General features: G+C 57.1%; 20 protein-coding genes and 1 pseudogene. All 21 read right to left on the bottom strand.

Annotated features, from left to right (window positions below; genetic code table 11):
• Positions 1 to 2: 2 nt before the first annotated feature.
• The 21 genes and pseudogenes from FPL22_RS05185 to FPL22_RS05085 all read right to left on the bottom strand — a co-directional run bounded on the left by FPL22_RS05185 (position 3) and on the right by FPL22_RS05085 (position 23,208).
• Positions 3 to 1,403 (bottom strand): dihydrolipoyl dehydrogenase family protein, encoded by a 1,401-nt coding sequence (locus FPL22_RS05185; RefSeq protein WP_238991316.1) that lies wholly within the window; start codon positions 1,401 to 1,403, stop codon positions 3 to 5.
• An 18-nt stretch (positions 1,404 to 1,421) separates the two neighbouring features.
• A complete protein-coding gene (locus FPL22_RS05180) occupies positions 1,422 to 2,774 on the bottom strand; it encodes an exopolysaccharide biosynthesis polyprenyl glycosylphosphotransferase (RefSeq protein ID WP_144229041.1) in 1,353 nt (450 codons plus the stop codon).
• Positions 2,775 to 2,893: 119 nt separating this feature from the next.
• Positions 2,894 to 3,760 carry a glycosyltransferase family 2 protein gene (locus FPL22_RS05175; protein ID WP_144229040.1) on the bottom strand — a complete coding sequence of 289 codons (867 nt, stop codon included), beginning with the start codon at positions 3,758 to 3,760 and terminating at the stop codon, positions 2,894 to 2,896.
• Positions 3,753 to 5,171, bottom strand: coding sequence for an O-antigen ligase family protein (locus FPL22_RS05170; RefSeq protein WP_162525200.1), 1,419 nt, complete (start codon positions 5,169 to 5,171; stop codon positions 3,753 to 3,755). Before FPL22_RS05170 ends, FPL22_RS05175 begins: the two co-directional genes overlap by 8 nt.
• Positions 5,168 to 6,286 carry a glycosyltransferase gene (locus tag FPL22_RS05165; RefSeq protein ID WP_144229038.1) on the bottom strand — a complete coding sequence of 373 codons (1,119 nt, stop codon included), beginning with the start codon at positions 6,284 to 6,286 and terminating at the stop codon, positions 5,168 to 5,170. Before FPL22_RS05165 ends, FPL22_RS05170 begins: the two co-directional genes overlap by 4 nt.
• The gene (locus tag FPL22_RS05160) at positions 6,283 to 6,705 is read right to left on the bottom strand and encodes a putative colanic acid biosynthesis acetyltransferase (RefSeq protein ID WP_144229037.1); all 423 of its coding nucleotides are present in this window, start codon (positions 6,703 to 6,705) and stop codon (positions 6,283 to 6,285) included. The genes FPL22_RS05165 and FPL22_RS05160 overlap by 4 nt, the downstream gene beginning before the upstream one ends.
• Positions 6,706 to 6,893: 188 nt before the next feature.
• A complete protein-coding gene (locus FPL22_RS05155) occupies positions 6,894 to 8,057 on the bottom strand; it encodes a glycosyltransferase family 4 protein (protein WP_144229036.1) in 1,164 nt (387 codons plus the stop codon).
• Between the two features lie 26 nt (positions 8,058 to 8,083).
• Positions 8,084 to 9,148, bottom strand: a complete 1,065-nt coding sequence (locus tag FPL22_RS05150; RefSeq protein WP_162525199.1) for an acyltransferase family protein — start codon at positions 9,146 to 9,148, stop codon at positions 8,084 to 8,086.
• Positions 9,149 to 9,239: 91 nt separating this feature from the next.
• Positions 9,240 to 10,790, bottom strand: a complete 1,551-nt coding sequence (locus FPL22_RS05145) for a hypothetical protein (protein WP_144229034.1) — start codon at positions 10,788 to 10,790, stop codon at positions 9,240 to 9,242.
• Positions 10,780 to 12,090: a glycosyltransferase gene (locus tag FPL22_RS05140; RefSeq protein WP_144229033.1), complete on the bottom strand. Its 1,311-nt coding sequence runs from the start codon at positions 12,088 to 12,090 to the stop codon at positions 10,780 to 10,782. Before FPL22_RS05140 ends, FPL22_RS05145 begins: the two co-directional genes overlap by 11 nt.
• Before the next feature lie 32 nt (positions 12,091 to 12,122).
• A complete protein-coding gene (locus FPL22_RS05135; RefSeq protein ID WP_144229032.1) occupies positions 12,123 to 12,746 on the bottom strand; it encodes a class I SAM-dependent methyltransferase in 624 nt (207 codons plus the stop codon).
• Between the two features lie 22 nt (positions 12,747 to 12,768).
• Complete coding sequence (locus tag FPL22_RS05130) at positions 12,769 to 13,485, bottom strand: PIG-L deacetylase family protein (RefSeq protein WP_162525198.1); 717 nt, start codon at positions 13,483 to 13,485, stop codon at positions 12,769 to 12,771.
• Positions 13,486 to 13,603: 118 nt separating this feature from the next.
• Positions 13,604 to 14,728 carry a hypothetical protein gene (locus tag FPL22_RS05125; protein WP_144229030.1) on the bottom strand — a complete coding sequence of 375 codons (1,125 nt, stop codon included), beginning with the start codon at positions 14,726 to 14,728 and terminating at the stop codon, positions 13,604 to 13,606.
• A complete protein-coding gene (locus FPL22_RS05120; protein WP_144229029.1) occupies positions 14,725 to 15,753 on the bottom strand; it encodes a glycosyltransferase in 1,029 nt (342 codons plus the stop codon). Before FPL22_RS05120 ends, FPL22_RS05125 begins: the two co-directional genes overlap by 4 nt.
• Entirely contained in the window at positions 15,750 to 16,745 is a 996-nt protein-coding gene (locus FPL22_RS17665) for a glycosyltransferase (RefSeq protein ID WP_162525197.1), read from the bottom strand. Before FPL22_RS17665 ends, FPL22_RS05120 begins: the two co-directional genes overlap by 4 nt.
• A gap of 15 nt (positions 16,746 to 16,760) precedes the next feature.
• Positions 16,761 to 17,789 (bottom strand): hypothetical protein, encoded by a 1,029-nt coding sequence (locus FPL22_RS05110; protein ID WP_144229028.1) that lies wholly within the window; start codon positions 17,787 to 17,789, stop codon positions 16,761 to 16,763.
• A complete protein-coding gene (locus tag FPL22_RS05105) occupies positions 17,773 to 18,846 on the bottom strand; it encodes a glycosyltransferase family protein (protein WP_144229027.1) in 1,074 nt (357 codons plus the stop codon). The genes FPL22_RS05110 and FPL22_RS05105 overlap by 17 nt, the downstream gene beginning before the upstream one ends.
• Positions 18,843 to 19,862, bottom strand: a complete 1,020-nt coding sequence (locus FPL22_RS05100; protein WP_144229026.1) for a glycosyltransferase family 2 protein — start codon at positions 19,860 to 19,862, stop codon at positions 18,843 to 18,845. Before FPL22_RS05100 ends, FPL22_RS05105 begins: the two co-directional genes overlap by 4 nt.
• Positions 19,863 to 20,635: 773 nt before the next feature.
• A pseudogene (locus FPL22_RS18230) lies at positions 20,636 to 21,034 on the bottom strand (glycosyltransferase); the annotation flags it as partial.
• An 18-nt stretch (positions 21,035 to 21,052) separates the two neighbouring features.
• Positions 21,053 to 21,904 carry a class I SAM-dependent methyltransferase gene (locus FPL22_RS05090; protein WP_144229024.1) on the bottom strand — a complete coding sequence of 284 codons (852 nt, stop codon included), beginning with the start codon at positions 21,902 to 21,904 and terminating at the stop codon, positions 21,053 to 21,055.
• 23 nt (positions 21,905 to 21,927) lie between these two features.
• A complete protein-coding gene (locus FPL22_RS05085) occupies positions 21,928 to 23,208 on the bottom strand; it encodes a glycosyltransferase (RefSeq protein WP_144229023.1) in 1,281 nt (426 codons plus the stop codon).
• Position 23,209 lies beyond the last annotated feature (1 nt).

The raw sequence follows: 23,209 nt of genomic DNA, 5'->3' as shown, positions 1-23,209 counted from the left end.
AGTTATTTTTTCGAGACTTTGATCTGATCGGCGATTTCTTCGAGCGGATAGGTGAGGATTTCAGCGAGGGTGGGGTGATACCACGGGGCTCGGAGGAGATCGAAAACGGTCGCCTTCATGGCGAGGGGGCCGCTGAAGATGTGAATCAAATCACCGGCCTGCGCGCCGACGATCTCGGCGCCGAGGATGCGTCCGTGTTTCGGTTCGGCGATGACTTTCACGTAGCCATAGTTCGCATCCATGAGGATGGATTTGCCGTGGTCGTTGAATGGATACGTGGCGACGAGGAATTTTTCGTCGCGTTCGCTGAGTTCGCTTTCCTGCACGCCTATAGTGGCCAGCGGCGGTTCGGTGAAGACCACATTGAGCAGGAGTGCATGGTCGATGGGTTTGATGCCTTTCACGCCGAAAGCGTGACGGGCGGCGAGTTCACCTTGAGCGACTGCGAGGTGGACGATGTCGTGCGGGCCGGCCACGTCACCGCCGGCGTAAATATGTTTGGCGGAGGATTGCTGCCAGCGGTTCACGCGCACGCGGCCTTCGCCGGTGAGTTTCACGCCGGCGGCGGCGAGGTTGAGGCTGGAGGTGTTGGGTTCGCGCCCAAGGGCGTTGAAGAGATAACGTGCCTTGCGAATGACAGATTTACCGGCGCTGGTGAATTTCACGGTGACACCTTTTTTATCACCAGAGATGGCGGTGATTTTGGTGTCGGTGTGAAGATCGATACCTTCGTCGCGGAAGGCCTGCTGGATGACTTCAGTTGCTGCGGCGGAGTGATCTTTGAGGATGTTTTTGCTGCGTTGGATGAGGGTGACCTTGGAGCCGATGCGACGGAGGAACTGGGCGAGTTCGCAAGCGACGATGCCGCCGCCGAGGACGATTACGCTCTCGGGAATAAAATCGAGTTCGAGGACATCGTCGCTGGTCCAAAATGGCGTGGCGGCGAGCCCAGGCACGGCTGCAGGGACGCTGACCTTGGAGCCAGTGGCGATGAGAAATTTTTTGGCGGTGAGCGTGGTGCCGTCCGCGAGTTCGACGGTGTGCGGATCAACGAAGCGGGCATAGCTGCGGTAAACGTCGTATTTGCCGGATTCGAGGGCCTGCGCGCGGTAGGCGGCGAATTCGCCGATGATCTTTTTTTTGCGTGCGTGAAGGGCCTTCATGTCGGCTTTGGCCGAGGGGATTTTAAGCCCGAAGATTTTCCCTTTTTGAGCGAGATGAAGAATCTCTGTGGAGTAGAGCAGGGTCTTGGACGGCATGCAGCCGTTGAGGATGCAGAGGCCGGCGATGATCTTGGCACCGTCCACGACGGCGACGCGTTTGCCGAGCGAGGCCGCGACGCGAGCGGCGTTGAAGCCGGCGGAGCCACCGCCGATGACGAGAAGATCGTAGGGTTTGGACATGTAACTAACTATGCGCGATCAACGGCCTTTGCCAAACAGCATGATGTGAATCGTCTTCAGGACGATGGCCGCATCGATGAGGAAGGAAAAATGCCGGATGTAATATAGGTCGTATTCCAGTTTACGCAGCGTGTCGTCCAGATTGGCGCCGTAGGGATAGTTGACCTGCGCCCACCCCGTGATGCCCGGTTTCACCAAATGGCGGAAGTGGTAGCAGGGGATTTGGGTTTCGTATTTGTCGACCAGCTTATCCCATTCGGCGCGGGGACCGATGAGGCTCATGTCACCGAAGAGCACGTTGAGCATCTGGGGCAGTTCATCGAGCCGGCTGGAGCGCAGGAATTTCCCGATGCGGGTGATGCGCATGTCGCCGACTTTAGTGTAGACGTCTTTGCCGTCGTTGGGACGCATCGTGCGGAACTTGAAAAGCCGGAAGGGCACGCGATTTTTTCCAATGCGTGTCTGGCAAAACAGCACGGGACCGCGGTCATCGATCCAGATGGCGAGCGCGATGCCCAAAAACAACGGGGCACCGATGGTGAGCGCGAACAATGAAAGAAAGATGTCGCTGAGGCGTTTGAGACGTTCAAACACCGGTTCGCGCGCGATCTTGAAGCCTTCTTGGAAAAGCCAGGTCTGGTTCAGGCGATAGAGGGGGATTTTGCGCCAATAAACCTGATGAAAGAGTTCGAGCGTATAGGTGGGAACTCCGCGGAAGTAGAGTTCGACCAGCCGTTGTGAGATGTGTGAATTGAGATCGCGGTTGTTCTCACGCAGAATGACGGCTTCAACCTCGATTTCGCCGCGCTCAATTTTGCCGAGCACCGTATCGATCTGAGAGTTGTCGGGGGCCTCATTTTCTTGGGTGGGCGATGCATGAACGATGGGCTGCTTGCAGCCCATGCGAAGGCATTCCTGTTCAAAAACTGCGCCGGTTTCAGCATCGCCGACAAACACGAGCGACTGTTCGCGGCGCAAGGCGCGCCCGGCCGAATACACCGCGCGCCGGTAGCCTAGCGAAAGCGGAATGTAGATCAGGAAACTGAGGAGGATGACACCGCGACTTTGCTGCAAAGGATAGCCGCCGGTCAGAAATACGAAGGTGAACAGCAACGTGCCCACCATGGCAGCGAGCAACGCGATGATGTGTTCACTGGTGTAGTCCAGACTGATCATGTCAGTCTGAGCCTTGTAGCCATCGATGAGGTAGATGCTGGCAACCACCAGCAGTAGGGGCACGCACAACGGCAGGATGATCCATTCCGCCGGGCTGATGATGCCGCGCATCCAACCTGCGGCATTGAAGGCCAGCAGCAGCATCACGAAATCAAGCAGGACAAGTGCGAGGGATGCTTTGCGATTTTGATGCATTGAGAGCGTGAGCCGTGCGCTTTAAACAATCGTGCGAATGGGGTTAAACCCCTAGCGCGTCAAACAGCTTACTTCACCGGGACTTTGTGATAGTAATATGCAAAAAATTCTCGCTCAACTCACTTGGTGCCCGTGCGTTGAAGTTCGGCGGCTTTGGTCACGTTCATGAATTCATAAAAAGCCATGAGCCGGCAAAATACGTAGCCACGATAGCCATCCAGAAAGCCGCGTCTCCAGACATAGTGATAAAAGAAGCGGAGCGTGGGTCTGAAGGGGAGTCGGGCGGCGAAGTGTTTAATGCGGCGTTTGCGGGCCAATTCCGGCGTGATGGAGGCAGACGAGGCGGAGGCGCTGCCTTCTTCGGACCGGAGCAAGCGTGCCTCCCAGTTGGAGTAGCGATTATGTTTTTCGATCCAGATGGAAATCGTGGGGAAGGCGTAGTGCTCCATCTCGTATTTAAGATGACCGGAGCGTCCGTTTAGAATGACATGCTCGTGAACCTCGTTGTCGCCGGATTGCGTGTCACCGACGCCAGTGAATTGTTCGTAGCGCCCCAGTTCGTGGCGAAAGAAACGAAGATTCCAACTCGGATAATAGCCGCAGTGCATGAGCCAGCCATCGAGAAACCAAAAACGCCGGTTTACGTAATAGCCTTCGCATGCAGGCGCCGGCTGTGTGGCTATGGCGCGCAGTTCGCCGGCGAGCTCTGGAGTGATGCGCTCATCTGCATCCAGAATGAATACCCATGGGTGTTTCCACGCTATGTTGGCCAAGGCCCAATTTTTCTTTTTAGGGAAGGCTCCGTTCCATTTGAAATCCACCACGCGTGCGCCGAGAGAAATAGAAATTTCCTGCGTGCTATCCGTGCTGTTCGAGTCGACCACGACAATTTCGTCGGCGAAGCGAGCGGACTCGATGCAGGCACGGATATTCGAAATCTCGTTTTTGGCGGGAATGAGAATCGAGATAGGGCAAAGCTCACTCATGGTGGGTGCGGGAAGCAGTGTCGGTCAGCCGGGCGTAGGCAACAGTGGTGAAAAGCAGAGTCCAAAAAGTGATCATAACGGCGCCATTCGCGAAAGGAAACTCGACCAAGGCATAAAGCAGCAACAGTGCGCAACCTAGTAGCGGGTAGATAACCAAGGGGTGAAAAAACTGCCGGGTCGGGATCATGATCAATGGAATAAGCCCCATCGCCATCAGCAGGATGGTGCCAGCGAATCCGTTTTCGGCGAGGGACTGGAGCCAGTCGTTGTGCGCGGTGGCGAAAATATTCTCCGAGCGATCACGTAAATTGACCGTGTAGGGCCTGATCATCTGAAACCCGATTGAATAGGTATCAAGGCCCCAGCCGAACACGGGTTTCTCTTTCGCTAAACTCCAAGTGTCGCGATAGAGTTCGGCTCGGCCACCGAAGACGGATTGATTTTGATCAATCGCCAGTTGGGTCTCGTTGAAACGTTGCGTGAGCGTTTGATAGGACAACCAGCTGATCGCACTGCTGGTGATGACCGCCAGTGTAATGATAGTTAACAACAGCGGCCAGGGATTCTGTCTGCGTGCGCGCCGCAAGTTGACGATGCGGGAAAGCGCATGAGTGAGGCCGATGGCTAACACCAGGGCGGTAATCACGGTGCTGGCCCGCGACGCACTGACAGGCGCGCTGGTGGCGATAAGCAAGACCCCGACGAGTGCAGCGCTGAAAGGAGAGTGCCAGAGATCACGACTTTCGTAGCGTCGGGCGTGGTAAAACAGCAGACCTATCGCGGTCGTAAGGCCGAGCAGCATGAAAGCGCCCCAGTGGTTATAGTAGATGAAGGTGGCAAAAAAACGCGGATTGGGTGACTCGGTCGCGCCGAAATAAAAACCAACGCCGGATAGCTTTTGCAGCGTGCCCATCACCGCCAGCAACAGGGTGCTGACACTGATCAAGACCATGATTTTTCTCAAAATCGAACGACTCTGAATCAGGCAGACAATGTTGAATGCGGATAAATAGACTCCGGCTCCAAACCACCAGGCACGTAATGTTAACTCAGTGGAGATCGTGCTGGGCCAATGCGGTTTTTGCACCGTGGTCTTCACATATGAAACGGCATCATCGATGTGGACCGTCCGAAAGCTGGGATTAAATACGCTGAGCAGAATGAGGCCGCTAAAAAGAGCCAGCGGGGTCAGCCACCAAATTTTGCGTCGTGCGGCTTCGCCTCGCGAGCCGCGTTGGCAAAAAGCAAGCAGTGTAAGTCCGGCGCCCAGTGATGTCCAAAGACTGAGTGCGATGCGCATCCACCAAATATTGCCGCCATAGATCCAGGCTGAGCAGAGGAGCAATACAGTCGAATGGATGAACACGGCCTTTTCCAAGGGCGCTGACGTGGAGGCCGATGTTTTGCTCATCGGTGGGTGAGTTGATCGTAAAATGCCAGGATCGTTTGTGCGGCCTTTTCCCATGAATAGGTTTCGCTCGCCCAAACGCGTGCGCGTTGTCCGGACTGCTGCAGGGACAAGGCTGATTCATTGAGCAGTGAATCGAGTGCGTCACTGTAGTTTTCCCAGGATACGCAAAGCCCTGCGCCTTGCACCGCAAGATCCCGCCATGGCGTGGCATCGGTTGTGAGAACGGGCACGCCGCGCACCAACGCTTCAGCGATAACCAGGCCGAAGTTTTCCGAATGGGAGGGAAGCAGGAAAAGCGATGCCAGGGCGTAAGGCGGAGGACGGTTCGCACCATCTTGCACGATGATGCGTCCGGAGCCTCCGTTGCTGGTGATGTAAGAATCCAGCTCGTTGACCGAGTATTGTTCGGGGATCCCCGCCAGCAGCAGGACCCAGTCATTGCGCGGCTTTGAAAGCCAGAGATCAATGAGTTCCAATACCCGTTTTTTTGAATGAAACCGTGAGTAAAACAACGCCACGCGACGGCCGTTTAAATCAGGTAAAAAAGTGCGCCAGTTTGCGGCGGCGGACTCCTCTTCGGCGAGTGAGGGAGGGATGACCCCGTTATGCGCAACGCAGATGGGTTGGGTGAAGCCGAGCTGACGAATGTCTTCGGCTTCCTCATGGCTGGTCGCGTGCCAGCCGCTGGCACCGAGAAATGCACCGGGGTGAACGAGCATGGATGCGAGGCGTTTTTTCCATCGCCGGTGCCGCCACGCCCAGGGGCTCATCATGCCACGCGGAGAAATCACGAGGGGAGCACCTGTCTTGCGTGCGGCGGCATGTGCGTAATGCAACGTGCGCTGCCAGAGCCCATGGCTATGGATGATATCGTAGGAATGGGCACCCAGATGTGTGCTCAACGATGTCGAGCGGGCGATCGACTCGGGGCATTGGCGCGGGAATGCAAAGGTGGTGAGCGCACTGGCCCCCGTGTGGGCTGCTACCAATGGTCCCGTGGTGAGCAGCTCGACCTGTTGGCCACAGAGGGCGAGCCCCTCGGCGAGTCCACGCACCGACCTTGATGGGCCGCCGTGGCGGGCTTCAAGACTGGGGACAATCTGGGCAATTTTCATTGCGGATCCGGGCGTGACTTGAGCGGTTTGCACGGGTTGCCGGCGCAGACCATTCGAGCAGGCTGATCCTTGACGACGACAGAACGCGCACCGATCACGGCAAGTTCTCCGATGGTGACGCCGGGTCCCACAAAAACCTCGGCGCCCAGCCAGACATTCGGGGAAAGTGTGATCGGACGGGCGACCAACGGCATGGCCCAGCGCGTATAATCGTGCGTTCCTGCGCATAAATGAACAGCTTGGCTCAGCTGTGCACCATAGCCGAGCGTGACTGGGGCGAGGTTGTAAATGTTTACGTCCGGTCCAATCATGACGCGGTCTTCACAGGTGAGCTTCCATGGGTAAATCACTCGCGCGGTCGGATAAATGCGCACATGGCCGTCGGCGCAGATGTTCGCGCCAAACATGCGTAAAAGCATCACGCGAAACCTATGCAACCCTCGCGGACTCCAACGAAACAGAGTGGCTTGAATGAGAGCCCAAACATAACGACGTGCGATTTCCGCACGCGGGTTTGGAGTGACATTGCCTTCGCCTAGATAAGGCCGTGATGAGGTAGGTGACGCCACGTATAAAAGTGTTTGAGAACGTGCTGGCGGGGCAACCGTTAAACCACGCGTCCGGAAGGGGCGACCGCATGCTGCACTGCGAGGGCGAGACCCTTGGTGGCGGTGGCGTAGGTATAACCGGCGATGCGTGCGGCCACGCGCTGGCGAAATCCCTCGGCATCGCGATCTATGTCGGCAAAGGCACGATGGAGCGCATCACGCAGACCGTCGGGCGTGTCCACGGAAAATACCCAACCGGTTTCCTTGTCTGTTACCAAGTCACGCTGACAGCCTACGCGATCACTCACCAGACACGGCACCCCGAGGTGCATGGCTTCGTTGACGGCCAATCCCCAGGTTTCCTCTGGACCACGCGAAGGAAGCGCAAAAATATTCGCGAGCAGATAGCGCGACGGCATCTCGCTTTGATTGGCAAAGGGAAGAAAGCGCACGAGTTTATCCGTTCGCGTGGCGGCAAGTTGGCGGAGGGCGGCAAGCTCTTCGCCTTCACCCACGAATACGAGGGCTGCGTCCCCCGTGGTCACGTCTGTTGAGAGAAACGCAGCGAGCAGTTCGCGAGGTTGTTTTTTGGGGATGAGCTTGCCGGCAAATAGCAGGATTTTGCAGCCGGACAAACCAAGCGATTCCTTGAGCGCGACCGCTTGAGCGCGATTGCTTTCGCTGGCGACGAAGTGTTCAGCATTCACGCAATGCGGAACATGAAAGAGTTTTTTCTCTGGAACACCAAACGTCCGAAAATAATCACGGTTGGCGAGTCCCACGTAAGTGATCGCAGAAAAGCGGGCGTAAAGACACCGCAGCAGGCCGCGCTTCAACGGCCGCGGAGCCGGGACATCAAGCAGGTGCGAATCCCCTCGAAAAATCAGCGGAGTGTCGGTGCTTAGAATGAGTTTTAGATGGGAAACATATTTGTATCCAAAAACGAGAATGGCATCGGGTTTCCACTGTTGGATCCGATGGTTGAGGCTGGGATTATTGAGACCGCGCAAATGGTGGGTGCCGGGATCACGAGCTGCATTTGGGACAAATTCATGTTCATATCCCGATAGAAGATCGACATCCCACGCCAGTTCGCGCCCGAACTCGCGATCCGTCTTTTTGACCACGCCGAAATCCCATAAAAAAAACACCCGCAATGTCCATCCGTGCGCACTCATCCATCGAAACCACGGGCTGTAATACTGGATGGGATGGGAAACCATCACCCCTAGTCTGATGCGGGGTGGGGTCACAAAGATGCAGGGGGGAGCGATTGATGCTTATGGATGAATCCGCGCACACGGGCGGTATTTCGTTCGAAAGGCAGATAAACAAGCCATGCAACCGCCACGCAAACACCGATCTTTATGAAAAATAAGCACACCGAAACCGGGGTGAATGCTTGGAATGGGGCATGCAGTGTGTTCATCACGAGCAACAACGGATAATGAGTCAGGTATAGAGTATAGGAAAAAGCTGCTAAATAGGGCCCTGATAGCATTATCCGGGATGATGAAAATCGCCATCCAGTATTGGCGAGAATAGGGATGAGAAAGGAGACGGATGCGGCTAATAACAGGGTGGCAGCTTTATGGATGGGCTCGGAGTTTGCGATCAATCCGCCTTGGTAGGTTCCTGTCGCCTGACTTGTTGAAGCGGCTATAAATGCTAACACAAGCCCTGCGATCAGGCCCTTTTTGCCAAAGTCAGGCATGGGCAAAACGTAGGCAAGTGCGCCCATGATCCAGCAGAAAAAATAAACTGTATCGAGCATTGTGAGACACCATGCTGAAAACAAAATTAACGCTCCGGAGATTAGCCAAGTGACGTTTTTTTTATGGGGGCGCAGGCATAGGGTCGCCAATGCTCCGGCAAATGTATAAAACCAAACTTCGTAACTGAGTGACCAAAGAGGTGCGTTTCCTTCGAGCCTCTCACACAGGATACCTTGCATCTGGAAAATATTGCCGAGTAGCTCCAAGCCAAACCCATCTGTGAATCCACGATTTACTATCCAAACGCAGATTATGGTAAGGAGCAGGCTCGGCAGCAGTGGAGTAAAAATTCTGCTGATGCGATCTCGCAGATAATCTTCCGGCTTAAATGTCCCGTTTGCAAAACGTTCCATCACCTTGCCTCCAACAAAGTAGCCGCTGAGAACGAAGAAAATTACCACGGCCTCCGGCCCAGGACGAATTAAGAGGAAAAACAACTTGGAGATGATTTCGTGATCTTTATTTAGTTCTGACCACGCAACCCAATGCTCGGGTCGAGCATGGCATAATACGACAAGGAAGGCGGCGAGGAATCGCATCCAATCCAATAAGACATAATGCCTATGTGAGTGGCTTTCCGAAGGAGTGTTGCTACTTGGTGGTTGCGACATGTAGTGGGTTAACCCGGATTTACTCGGATTCAGCTTCTGACTCTTCGGGGCGGATCACACTCGTGCTTTGAACGAAGGGAATGCAGGCCATCGATATGGTTACGATCGATTGAAATAACGAAGTGACCAGCACGCTGGAGACCATTTCGAACGAGGCGGCAAAACCAATCAGCAGTGAAAAAGTGACCATTCCTTCCAAGGATAATAGCGGTTTGGCGGCGGTGGCATTTTCGATCCATGCGAAAATAATTCCAAGCGTAACTCCTAAAATGACTGCGCCCCATATGGGCCCGAAATTGCCATACGCTTCAGGTAAAAGTCCCCATGCGACATAGGTGGTAAAAGTGTCTGCCTGCGATTGACGTCCATAATGCACATTCAGCAATGCCTGGCCTTCATGTGCGCGCGGTTTGTCAGGCCACAGAATTCGCGGGATGAGAAGCGGAGGTATTAGGCTATAGGTTTCGCCGCCCAAGACCGGGGTTTTTTCGACCGTTACTTTATTCGAGACATAGAGCAGGTTTTGCATGTTATCCATGCGCGATAGCATGGTCTGCCGGTTATCATTTTTTTTGCCGACGTAATCATCGGTTTGACCGAAAATTTTGTTCGTGCTGTAGCCGGCCCATTCCCAATAGTAAGCGGGGAATTTGGCTATTGAGACGTTGGTAGTCACTTGGCCTGATGCGCCCCAATAGCGTTCCCGCATTTCAAACTTACCTATATTAAGAAATGACAGGGTAATCGCGCATATCAAAAGAAACATTTTGGGCATGCGGCCAGATCCCCAGAAAAGTCCCAGTGTTACCGCACCGATGATATTGATAACCGAAGACAAAAGGATGGATGCGGTCATCAGGATTAGATGACTGACCAGCACTACTCCAAAAATGGTTCGTGTGTTACGGTGCGCTTCACCGCTGGCAATAAACATGGATACCAGGAAATATCCGGACATGCCAGCTGCGCCAATTATGGCTACGACGATCGATTGAGTGCCTGCTGGAAATAAAGACAGGACAGCGGATGTCAGATGCAGGGTGTTGAGCAGTTCGTAACCTGCGGATGTGAGAATGAGGGCGACTCCAAGTCGGTTGAGCACTTTATTCCCTTCTGTAACAAAAATCCGCAGTGTGTGCGCAACAGGAGGGGAAGGGCGGAATAACTGCATGCCGAACCTCCATGAAATCGAGCACACTACCATCAATATAAGCACCTCCATGCCTGCACGGTCCCGGAGTGTGTCGGAGTAGTCGGCCAGGGTTTCGTTGCGATTGATTAGCGGTATCCCATAAACTGCAAAATGCTGTATGGCTAACAATGGCAACAGCGGCAGTCCGATTCCTGCACTATGCCAGACCAGCAGTCCGATACACGTGCCAGCACCTATCCATAAAAGCCCCAGCCAGCCCGGGGCATCTTGCAGGAACATTTTAAGAACAAGCAGGAGGATGATAATCCCGACTATGGGAATACCCTTGTTCAAAAGTGAATGCAGGGTGTCACCCAACTCACTGATTCGAGTATAGCGGTCCAGCGTAACCGGTCCTTTGTAGGAGCTATTGCTCATTCGAAGCAGAGACTGCAGAATTGAAGCAGCTGACAAGCTGAGTCGTCATGCTTTCAGCTGTAAATGGGAGAAATGCCGTGACGTTGGGTTCTCTAACGAGATGCATGTGGTCTTGATTGAACCAGACGTCTTCGATTTGGCGCGCAATCTCATCGATATCATCGGCGTTATCGAAGCTGAAGCGCTCTCCGCAGTCGGCCTGTTTGGCGAAAGCGAGGACCGGGCTGTGCCGGTTAAAAACGACTATCATCGGACGTTCAGCAAGTATGTAGGGGAATATTTTTGAAGCACTATACGTGGGATCGTTGGAACCTACCGCAAGCAGCGCATCGGCCTTAACAAGGTAGTAAAGTGCATCGAAATACGGCACACGGTAACAATGCTCGGTTACGTGGTCGGCCACGCCTTCCGCTCGCGCAATGGGCATAGCCCATTCTCTGCCCAGCGGCGGAGGCGCATAATCCGTTCCGATAAAGTGGAAACGTATGCTGGCCGCTTTTTGCGGATTGTGCTCTCGGAAATTTTTGAAAGCGCGGAAAATAGTCGTGAGCGAGATAGACATATCCGGACCGCAACGACCGGCATATATATGATGAAAACAGCCGTCGTTAAAATCTACCACCGGTTTTGCGGGAGTGTGCTGCCGGGCTGTTGCGATATCTTTGGCGGCGGCACCAAAGGGAAGTAGCCGGACTTGATTGGCTGAAAACCAAGGGTAATGTGCGGCGAGATTACGACCGTAGGCATCCGATACGGCGACTACGCCGGATGATTCCCGTAATGTTTCGGGCTCCTGCTGGCGTGCGCGCCATTGGGCAAAGGCAAATTTCAGGGCGCCTCCGGGCGGTTTGGTGCGTGTGCGCTCATAATAATCATTCACCCAGGGATCTTGATAATCGAGGACGTAAGGCACCCCGAATTTACGCTTCCAGAGAGGACCCAGTTTAAAGGCGTCAAACTGTGTCGTCGTAAAAAAAACCAGATCGAATTTTTCTTTGGCCAATAATTTTTCGCCAGCGATGCGGAATGCCCGTCCACATCTCAGCCAGAGGCTGCCGATACCGAGCCATCGCGTAAGTTTGGGCGAAATTCCCCGCACCCGGATAATACGTGTATCTGCCGGATAGGTTGCCTCGAGCAGCGGATCCAAAACGCCGCCTTCGATAAACTCGGGGGCGATGGCCAATACAACCGGCTCCCAACCGTGTTCCTTCAAGTAGGGTATCGCCAGTCGCGCACGCTGCATATCTGGGGCATTGGTGGGCGCGAAGTGCGGACTGATGATAAGAACTTTTTTCACAAAATATACCGGTTAACCGAAAGTGAGTCCGATCATTGTTTGGGTCGCAGCACCTTAAGGTCCCAGATCTGACCTTGGTCATTGGTGGCGGTGCGAGCTTCGACTACGGTGAAGTGGTCCTCGAGGCTCTTCCACACCGCTGCGTGGTTGCCCCAGCGAAAGTGTGAAATGATCATCACTCCGCCTGGCGTGAGATAACGACCAAATGTGGCGGCCGTGGTGGCGGGATGCACCGCGTAGCCAAGGCATTCATTAAAGGTGATGACATCGTAAGATTTGGCCGGGCGCCATATTTCGAAATTTCCGGATTCGAAACGGGCATGCGAAAGGTTAAGCGCCCGAGCACGAGCCAGTCCTTCTTCGGAGAGGTCGACGCCGAGGTGTTCTGATACGCGTGACGGGTCGATCATGGCAGCGAGGCGTCCGCTACCACAGCCGAGGTCAAGGAGTGAGGGAAGGCCGTCGCTGTATTTGTAGATTAACTCGAGCAAGACCTCATGACGGGCTTGTTCGGACGGTCCGGTGAAGTGATCCCAGTTGCCTGAACTGTATTCGTGATCCAAGGCGGAAACGGGCACCGGCTTGCCGCCGCCACGAGGAGCGTGAATGAAGCGGTAGTAGAAAAAATTCCAGGCGCGTTTGAGAGGATTGGACATATGGTGTGGCTGTTAAAGTGGCTTAAAATTCAAAGAAGAATTCCTCGGAGTCCTGAAACATCCGGGTGAAGTTTGCGGGAAGGGTTGAGTAGTGCCAAGGGGCCAGCGGCTCAATTTGGGAACGGTAGGCGCGGATGGCGTTTTGTTTGAGGCGGTATTCCTCTGTGGAAAGCGTGTGGCGGTGGACTAACTTGGCGATTCGAAGGGCCGGACGTAGAAGGCGTGGGCTCCAGAGCGACCATACGACGTATTCGAGTTGGCGGGGGCGGGCGATGCGGATAACGGCGAGTGCGTCGGAAACCAATGCGCTGGCCGCAGTGTGCTCGGAGCTGCCATCAAGGCGTGAGGTCACGAAAACTTGCGAAGGGGCGATGCGTTCCACGCAGGCGGCGATACGTGTGACCAAATCGGCACGCACGTTCGGGTCGAGGTGCGGGAGCTGTCCATCGGGAGCCTTCAGGAAAACGAGGTTCGAACCAGGCACGCCGAGAATACCCGCGGCTACGCGCGCTTCATCGGCGCGCAGACCTGAGATCATGGGTGGAGTATATTCGGGGTGAGCGGGGTGCGAACCGGCGCCATCGGTGATGTAGACAATGTGAACGGCTTCACCGAGGGCGATGCGGTGGGAGATCAAACCTCCGCAGCCGAGCGCCTCGTCGTCTTGGTGCGGTGCGAAAACCAAGGTCACCTTATCGGAGCGAGCCGGCCATGGGCGATGGCGGTTTCGCAAGAGCATGAACATGAGCCGACCTAGACGGACCCGCAGCCACAGCTTTACTCGTTTATGTGTGACGCCGAAGAGGGGCGCTAACAAGGCGCTGAGGAGGAGGGTTCGGCGAATCGGCATGCGGGTATCAGCGCAGAGTCCGGCGGACTATTGCAGCGAGATCGGCGGGCCGGGGGCTGCGTTCGGCGAGTGTGCGCACGGCGGGGAGTTGCAATGCGGCCTCGGCGGGATCGGCGAGGCGACGAATGAGGATGGCGAGTTCCGAGGGTGTCTCGACAAAAGGGACGAGGGATTCATCCCACACGTAGCCGCGGGCACCGGCGCGAGTCGTGGCGATAGGGATGCGCCATTCGAGGGGGACAGCTAGCTTGGTGCTGCAACCGCGCGGGTAGCAGAAGATGGGATTGGCGAAGGCACACCATGTGCTGGCTTCGGCGGCTAGATCGGTGTCACTCAAGCCGCCCAGATAATCTACAAACGGAAACTCGGCGGCGAGTTTCTGGCCCAGATTGACGGGGGTGCCGACAATGCGGAAACGAATCGAGCCGGCGGGTTGGGTGGCAAGCGCGCGGCACAGCAGCACGATGCCCTCGTAGTTGGGTCCGTGTGTAAGCGTGCCAACGGTGCCGATGCGACCCGCGACGGGTGACCAATTGAGGGTCTTGTCGGCGATCACGCGGGGCAGGAGGCTGACATTGTTGCCACCGAGCCATTGTTCGAGATGGCGGTCGGTTTCCGAAAGGCAGAAAATGGCGTCCAGGTTGCGGTGCTGTTCCTGCTCGGCGAAGATGAGGCCGCCTAACCAACGCGCATCACGAGCGGAAATCGGGGGACCTCCGTGAAGTTCGGCGCGGGCGCGGACGAGATGAATATAGTCACAACTGTCGGTTCCGTGTGAAAGCAGGCCGATGCGCACGCCGCTGGCGCGGAGATCGGCGAGTTCGGCGGCGAGGGGGGCGGCTTCGGTCTGGTTCAGGAGCACCCAACCGGCGCGGTGCTCGATCGCAGCGGCCCGGACGATGGCGGCCATGCCCCGGGGCATGGAGTCTTTATAGGGACGTTTGTGGAATTTGCGCAGGATACGCACAAGCAGGCGATGCTCGAAAGGGTAGGCGACCGTGTGAAGGCGCAGTCCGGCGGCTTCGAGAACCGTGATGTATTCATGGGTGCAACGTTGCACGCCGCCGCCTTCTTTTTTTAGGGCGACTGAGGCGGTGACTAAGATAGCGATTTGGGGATCGAAGGTGGTCATGATGGACTGGGCAGGTCGCCGTGCATGGCTGCTTGGGAAAGTTTGAGATAAGCGGCCGATTGGCCTGCTAGCGTGAGGTTTTCAGTGACGTAGGCGCGGGGTTGATAGCGGGCGTGGCGAACGGAGTCGAGAAAGGCGGGGAGCTTGTCGTGGAATTCAGTAAAGTCTTTGAAGCGTTCACCGCAGCGTTCGTCGAAGTAAGGGACCGAGCAGACGGGTTCAAACTCCACAAGAGCGGGGTAGTAATTGGGGTCCTGCCAGAGTCCGCCTCGATCCCAGGCGAGGATGGGCACGCCGGAAGAAAGTGTCTGGAGGTAGGCGAAACCCTGGGTTTCATGTTCGCAGAGAAACACCATGGAGCCGATACGTTTCAATAGATCGCGAAAGTCTTCCTCCTTATAAAAACCGTAGCGCATATGGTGGATCTTCATCCCTGCCTGAGTGAGTGATTGGATGATTGGATTGAGCAGTTCGGGTTCGTAACGGTCTCGGTCCCAGTGGATTTTATCGTAGAGAAGAACCTCGTTGGATGGAGGCGTTGTGGCGGGTGGATGCCAGAGTTCCACATCGACTCCGGCGGGCCAGACGGCACGCGGGCCGGACCAGGCAAGATCGCGGTCATACATGGCCTTGAACCAAGCGCAGGGAATGAGGAGTAGGCGGATATCAGCTTGGCCAAAAAATGAAGTTTCGCGCGGGTGGTCGGCGATGGCTGGGCCATAGACAATGGGGTGACCGGCCGGGATTTTGTTGATGACGTGGTGCTGCCCGATGACGTGCGCCCAGGCTCCCGGAGTGCGGCGGAGGCCTCGGTAGTCGTTTACCCGATACGTAACACCGAGTTGATCGAGGCCGGCGCGAAGATTCAGATACCAGCGCATGACGCCGCCGGGCTTGTGCGGGCCGCGCACGAGGCGGCGGATGAAACGACGGATATGGCGATCGCCGGGGAACCAGCGGTCGGGGTCGGGTTCCTCGTAAAACAGGAACAAAGGTTCGCGGGGGCTGCGGGAGGAGTCGGTCATGCGACGGAGCCGAAGGTGGTGTGCCACTGGTCGAGGTAGAGTTGCGCGCATTTTTCGAGGGTGAGGTTTTCCAAGATATAGTCGCGCGGACGGTAGCGTTGTGCGGAGACGTTGTCCCAGAAAGCGTCGAAAGTGGCGGTGAATGCGGTGGCATCGGAGAAGGTAAGTCCGCAGCGCTCGTCCCAATATGGAACGGAGCTGACCGGGCCGAAGCGGATGCGGTCGGGGTAGTATTGAGGGTCCTGCCAGTAGCCGCCGCGATCCCAGGCGAAGATGGGGATTCCGCAGGCGAGGGTCTGCTGATAGGCGATGCCTTGGGTTTCGTGTTCGCAGAGGAAAATCATTGAGCGCGTGCGGCGCAGCAAGGCGGCGAAATCCTCCTCTTTGTAGTAACCATAACGAATCGTGGCGACACGCAGGCCGCGGGAGCGGAGTTTGGTTAGAATGGGGTCGATCAACTCACGCTGGTAGTGGTCGTGTTCCCAGCGGACCTTGTCGTATACGAGCACGTCGACGTCGCGATCTGCAGTTGCCGGTGGTGCCCACGCCTGCGTGTCGATACCGACGGGCCAAGATTGAACGCGATCCCCCCAATAAGGTGCACACATGGCGCGCATCCATTCGCCGGGGACGAGGACACGGCGGATGTTGGGAAGGCGTTCGAGTAGCTTCGGATCTTCCAACGGATGGGACATGATCGACGCACCGAATAGGATGGGATTGTGCCACGGTTGGAGGTCGAGAACGTGGGACTTTCCAATGATACCGATGGGCATATCGGGATTGCGCAAGGCGTGACGGTAGCGGTTGACCGTGTAGGGAACGCCGAGACGGTCGAGGCCGGCACAAAGGTTGATAAACACGCGCTCTTGTCCGCCGGGGCGACGAGGGCCGCGGGCGAGGCGACGAATCCAGCGACGAGGAAACCGGTCTCCGGGCAGCCAGCGGTCGGGATCGGGTTCGGCGTAAAAGAGGGAAAGCGGGGCGGTCATGCGGAGCGGCGGGAGTTAGGCGGTGACTTCGGCGAACAGTTCGCGCCAGCGCTGCGAGGAGGCGGCCATGCCGGAGAGTTGAAGAAATAAATCGCGCGGGGTGCGGCCGGCGGGCCAGTCGCGCGGATGACGGTCGGCGGCTTCGATGGCCTCGACCCAAGCATCCACACTGCGCGGTTGGGCGATGGTGATGTAAGGCTTGAAGCCGTCGGCGAATTCGTAACCGGCGCTGCTGTGACCGGCCGGGGTGAGGACGAGGGCGTTCATGGCCAGACCTTCGAGGAACGAAGTCATGCCGGCAGAGGTTTCAGCGTCGTCGGTGACGTTGAGCACCATCGCGGTTTCCTGATAGAGGTGGAGAAGAGTTTCCCAGCGCACATAATAGCGAAGGTCGATGAGTTCGCAGGCTTGATAGGCAGCCAGTTCGCGAGGCGGATAATAACGCGAGACGCGGACGATATGACGACCGGTGCGGCGGGCGATTTCGATGACGAGGTCATCGAGACGCCCGCGATCACCGGGGACAAACAAAGTCTTGGTGTGTTTGATGCCGGGGACCGGTTTGAAAAAAACGTCATCGACGATCCACGGGAAAAAACGCGTGCGGTGTGCGCCTTGCTCTCGGCTGAAACTGGCGAGACGGCGCGTATCCTGAACAAGAACAAGACGGGCGCGGCGCAGAGCGTAGGTGACGAAGAGGCGTTTGCGCCAAGGGAGGAGGGCCGGCGCGATGTTCTGGTAGTAGATGACGATGGGGACGGTGTGCGCGTAGAGAGCGAGGGCGAGCACGTCGTAGGGACGCAGGCTGTAAACGAAGATCATGACCTTGCGGCCCTGGGCGCGGGCGGCGCGCAGGGCGGCGCGGAGGAGCGGGAGGGTGTCGCCACGCACCAGATCGAAACCGGCGTGAAGGGCGCTGTGATGGAACTCCAGCGGGAACACGCCGAAACGCTCGACGAGGTCCGGTTCGGGCGGGTCGGGTAGCAACGACGTCCAGATAATGACGCCGCGCGATTCTGAAATGGACTCAGCGTGAGCGGACACGATTAAGGAGTGCGGCGAAATTACGCGTGAAGAAATGTTTGATCGGCCGGAGGAATTCACGAATGCGAATGCGCCAGTAGGCGAAGGAACGGCGGTCGAGTTCGCCCGTTTCGAAGAGCAGGCGGCGGAAATCAGACGTGAGCCGGGTGCCCTCGTAATGGGAATAAGGATACCGGATTCCCGGGTGGCCGGATTCGTGGCGGATGACACCTGCGTGATAGCGTGCGAGCACGCCGCTTAGCCACGGGCAGCGGGCGATCAAGGCGTCGTTGTCGGACGCTGCCATGTAAGTGCAGATGATGCCGGGTTTTGAGGTGCGGTAGCCGCTGAGGTGGAAAAACACGACGGGACGACCATCGATCTCCCAGCGTCCGTCACCTGCCGGGCGGACGGCGCGCTCGTGGGCGTTCCAGAAAGCAATATTGAGGCAGGGATCGCGGAGGATTTTTACCGAGGTGGGGAAATACTCGGCGACAAGCGGGAGCATTTTTTGGTCAACGAACATGCCATGCTGGCGATCGCAAAATCCATAAACAGGGAAACGTGAATGCATCCATTCGAGTATCCGGGCTGACTCGGGGCCGCGCCTCCAGGCGGTGAAACCGCCGTTGAAGAGACCCTGGTCGACGATGTCGATTTCGGTGATGTAGAGCAGGTCGATGGGCGGCGGAGTGAGCTGGTGGGGCGTGAGGAGGAGTGGAGCCTCGTCGAGCAGGGACCAGACAGGAGCGAATGAACCGGAAGCCAGCAGATCGGAGTCGAGATAGATGACGCGCTCGAACCCGGCGGTGAGCAGATGGGAGACGACAAAGGGCTTGAGGGCGTTGCACAGTTCGAACGCGCTGAAGTAGTAACGCATTGCGCGCGGTGGCTGCGGAGCCAGTTCGTCGAGTGTGATGCAGATCAGTCCGTCTTCGGCGGCGGGCAGTTGGGCGCGTGTGGCATCGGTGACGAGAACGTGAAATGGCTCGGAGTTTCCCGATTCACGCAGGGAATCGCGAAGAGCACGCACATAGGGCAGATACGACCAAGTGACGACTGTGCAAAAAGATCTCATGGAGATGCGAGTGGAGTTGCCTCAGCGCGGGGGCGGAGCGAGTCGGCGTGATGTCTTAACCAAGTTGAGATTCGCCATTTCAAACGACGAACAGGGGGCATTTCAGCCAGCATGCGTTCATGGTAATCACGCGCCACACGGAGCCGCTCTTCAAGCTGTCGTGTGAGTTCAGCGTGATCAAAAAGTCCGGTGCGTGCGTTGGCGACGACGAGTGTGCGAGTCCATTTTTTAAGGTGCGCGATGTAACCGGGCAGCGGATAAAATCCGCCTCCGAGAACTTGGTGGAGGGCGAGTTGTCCGGAAGAAAGACGGAGCAATCCGAGATGAGCGAGCTGCGTGCGGATGACGTGATCAATCGAGCGGCACTGGATTGCGTTGTGCAGCCGGCTCACTTGACGAGCATGGGTGCGATAGTGAAGCAAGGTGTCAGGCAGGTTGGCGAAGTGTGTGTGCCGGGCAAGCCGGGCCCACAGCGCGTATTCTTCGGCGTGGGGGGCATCCGCGGGATAGAGCAGCTGATGTCGCGAGAGGATTTCACGACGCATCATCACCGTGGGGTGACAAAACGGATTCTCAAAAAGCAGGGCGATCTGGAGTGAAGCGTTTTCGTGAAAGCGTATCCAGCCGGGGCCGGGATCGTCGCCGATTTTTTGGAAGTATGTGCCGCAGAGGCCGACCTCGGGATGCGATTCCATGAAGTTGAATTGTTGCTCAAGGCGCCCGGGGAGCGCGAGGTCGTCGGCATCCATGCGGGCGATGTAGCGGCCGCGGGCAAGCGCGAGACCTGAGTTGAGCGTGCTAACGATGCCTTGGTTGGGCTTTTGTTCAACGAGACGAATGCGTGGGTCGGCAATGCCTTTGATGACGGCAAGGCTGTCGTCGGAAGAACCGTCATCGATGATGAGAAACTCAAATTCGGTCCAAGACTGCGTGAGAATGCTGTCGATCGCGGCGCGGACGAATGGCGCGGCATTGTGAACAGGCATCAGGACCGTGATGGCGGGGGCTGCGTTCATGATTTCAGCCACAAGCGGAGGAGCGCGCGAACGGTTGCTGGCGTGCGGGCGGCGAATAAGACGCGGCGGGCGGCGGGCCAAGAAGTGATGCGTCCGGTTTCCTGAAGGGCGTGGAGCAGCGCACGGCTTTCAACGGCGGCGAAATTGCCGGCATACACGGATTGGAGCACGGGCCGCAGGCAGTCGATCAGGCGAAGAAACTCCGGGAAGGCGCGGCGATCATCTTTGAGGAATCCCCGCAGAGCGCGGAAGAGCAAACTATCGGTCACGAACAGGCGGTCGAAAAAGGCTCGAGTGATGGAGGTTGTATTGACCGGGGACGCAGCCGTGAAGGCGAGCTGCGGTGCGGGGCAGAGGGCGCGCACCCGGCGAAGGGCCTCGGTGGCACTAGAGGAAACGAGCGAGAGAAATAGATCGTGCAGGACGGAGAACTCCTCGGGTGCGAATACATCGGCGGCACTGCAGGTTTTGGAGTTTTCGTGGTAGCGGTAAGCGGCGATTTCGTGGTCGATGAGCTTGAGTTCGCCTTGTAACAACAGGCGTATCCAGAGCGCGAGGTCCATCGTGTAGTGCAGTTCCTCGGTGAGTCCGCACTCACGGACAGGAGCCAGGCGTAAAAGTGATCCCGGCTGGTTGAGTCCCAGTGAAAACAGGCCTTCTGGCCGGCCTTGGGAGAGACGGCAGCCATAGCTTTCACGGAGTTCTCCTTGGCGTAGATTGCGGGTGCGGCCGGCGGTGATCATCACTTGAGGTTGATCACGGATGGAGCTCGCCAGGAATTGAAGCGCGCCGGGGAAAAGATAGTCGTCGCTGTTGAGCCAGTTGAACCACTCGCCGTTGCAGCGGGAGAGCCCCTTGTTGATTGCGTGTGACTGGCCGCGATCAGGCGTGCTTTCCCAATAGTCGATCCACGGCGTGTATTTTTGGATGATGTCCACCGAGCCATCGGTGCTGCCACCGTCGATGACGATGTATTGCAAGTTTGGATATCCTTGGAGCAGGACTGAGCGGATGGTTTCCTCGATAAACGCGGCTTGGTTGTAGGATGGAGTGACGATGGAAATCCGCGGCCAGGAGGCGTCGCGATTTCCCCCCGAAACCTCAAAGCCAATCCACGGCCAGCCGGATTTCCCGGGCGGGGGCGCTGGTAGAGGTTGGGGGTGGTCGGGCATGTGGCGGTCGAACGGAAATCAGGCGCGTTTGCGCAGCACCCATGCGGTCTGATAACCGTAGGCTCCGGGGACGATTTTCACGACTTCGAAGAGGGGCGCGAGCATCGCGTGGAGATAGCGGCTGTGGTAAAAGACATTGGAATTCGCATCCTGCCCGAGAACGAGAATATCGGGCACGGTTACTCCGGAGTTAATCAGATCGTGCCCGCGTAAGGAGCGGGCGAGAGGTTGAGATGGATCCGACATCAGCTTTTCGCGGGTATGCTCGTCATGGAGCGTGCAAAATAAATAGCCGCCGGGGGCGAGCGTGCGCTGCACCTCCATAAACCAGGATTCTGCGAGTTCGTCGATGTGCGTGAATACGGAGCCGCAATAGACCAGCCCGATGTGATTATCGGGAAACGGCAGGTGGGGAAGCGTGGTGTTGGTCGCGAAATGAAAGGGCGGGACGAGTCGGGTTTTCAGCCAGCTGATGTGCGGTGCGCTGATGTCCATGCCCCATACCGGAGTCTTTTCGGCGATACTGCGGAGGTGCCGGATCATGCGCCCGCCTCCGCAGCCCAAGTCTAGTATCGGTTGATCGGGCTGATGTGCCCAGCCCACAGACTGGAGAATAGCCAGCATGGCATCTACGTCGGTTTTCCCAGACTCAAGATACGAGGCATCATCCTGGCCGTAACCCAGCCAAAGATCACGCGGAGGGACGGGGAGGGCTTCGGTGCTTGGAGTGGGCTGATAGCGCAGGTTCAGTTCGGTGCCGGGCGGGCGGCCCGAATAATATTTGGTGAACGAAATCGGGTTTTCGGAAACGTCGGCGAGATTACGCAAGCGACGGAGTCGCGTGCGTAATTTGTTTAAGAATGTGCGCATGGTAAGTATGAACGTGAATCGGTTTAGATGACAGGCACGCGATCAAGCAGTTGACGATAGACTTGCCCGCAGGCCGATGCATGGCGCACGGAATCGTGTTGTGAGACAACGTGTCGGCGGGCGTCGCCCGCAAGGCTTCCACGGCGAGCCGGATCATCGAGCAGTGATTTAATGGCCTCGCACAAGAGATCGGGACGGTCCGGTTCAACGAGCAGTCCGCAACGGCCGAAATCCAACGCTTCAGGCAGGCCGCCGACATTGGATGCAATGACCGGGGTTCCGCAGGCCATCGCTTCGATGGCAGTCTGGCCGAAGGCCTCGGCACGCGAAGGCACGATAAACACATCCATTGCCGAGTAGGCGGCGGCTTTGACGGGGTCTGCATCAATGAACCCGAGATGCGTCCACGGGAGCTCAAGCGAAGCGGCAAGCGAGTTGGCGGGAGAACGGCCGAAACTCAGAAGGGAAACTTTCGAGTCAGCGGCAGGCAGCGAACGCAATGCCTGAATGAGGACGTCAAAGCCCTTGCGCCGGTTGCCCAGATCGTCGCTGGCGAAACCGATGACGAGGTGATCCGGAGGAAGTCCCAACGCAGCTTTGGCTTCGGTCTTTGTCCTGGGGGAGTAAAGCTCGGTATCCAGTGCGTAGGGAATGGTGTGGAATGTAGTCCCCTGGGGGAAAAATCCCGAGGCGGCGGCGAGGCGGGTGTTCCATTCGCTGTTGCCGATGACCGAAACCGAGTGCCCGGAAAGGGCGGCTTTTTTTGTTTGGCGGGTTCGGTGCTCCAAGGGTGCAAGCCATGGGTTGGCGGTAAAATCGTTTTCATAATGAACCCCGCCGAGATAATTTTGCTGGTCGTGCAAAGTGAAGACGACCGGCTTGCGCGTGGTTCGGAAAAATCGCGGCCAATCGACAAAGCCGGCGATCCAGTGCAGGTGGACAATGTCCGCCTCGACAACCCACGGATGAAGTTCGGGGTGGTGGCGACTGAAGGGCGGAGAATATAATTCAATGTCGCCAGGGCGGGCGGACGGCGGACGTGATTTCACCAGTTCGTCCATCATGCGTTCAGTGCCATCCAGATGGATTCCCACACGCCGAAGCAGTCGTTCGGGGAGGGGGGGTGGAGAAGCAGGGCAAACTCCGGTTTGTTCGAGGAGTGACGGTTGCCCCGTGAGCACGCGCGAAGGAAGAGCGGACTTTAGCAAAGCCAAGTGGGTGCGCTGCAAGGCAACGCCTGCACCGCCGCCCAGCGTGGAGGCAAGGTGGGTGACGAGCGGTGCGGATGTTCGAATGGGCAACACG

Origin of the sequence: Rariglobus hedericola (genome assembly GCF_007559335.1) — a bacterium.
In the GTDB taxonomy this organism is placed as follows: domain Bacteria; phylum Verrucomicrobiota; class Verrucomicrobiia; order Opitutales; family Opitutaceae; genus Rariglobus; species Rariglobus hedericola.
This window is presented reverse-complemented; position numbering and strand designations above follow the sequence as displayed.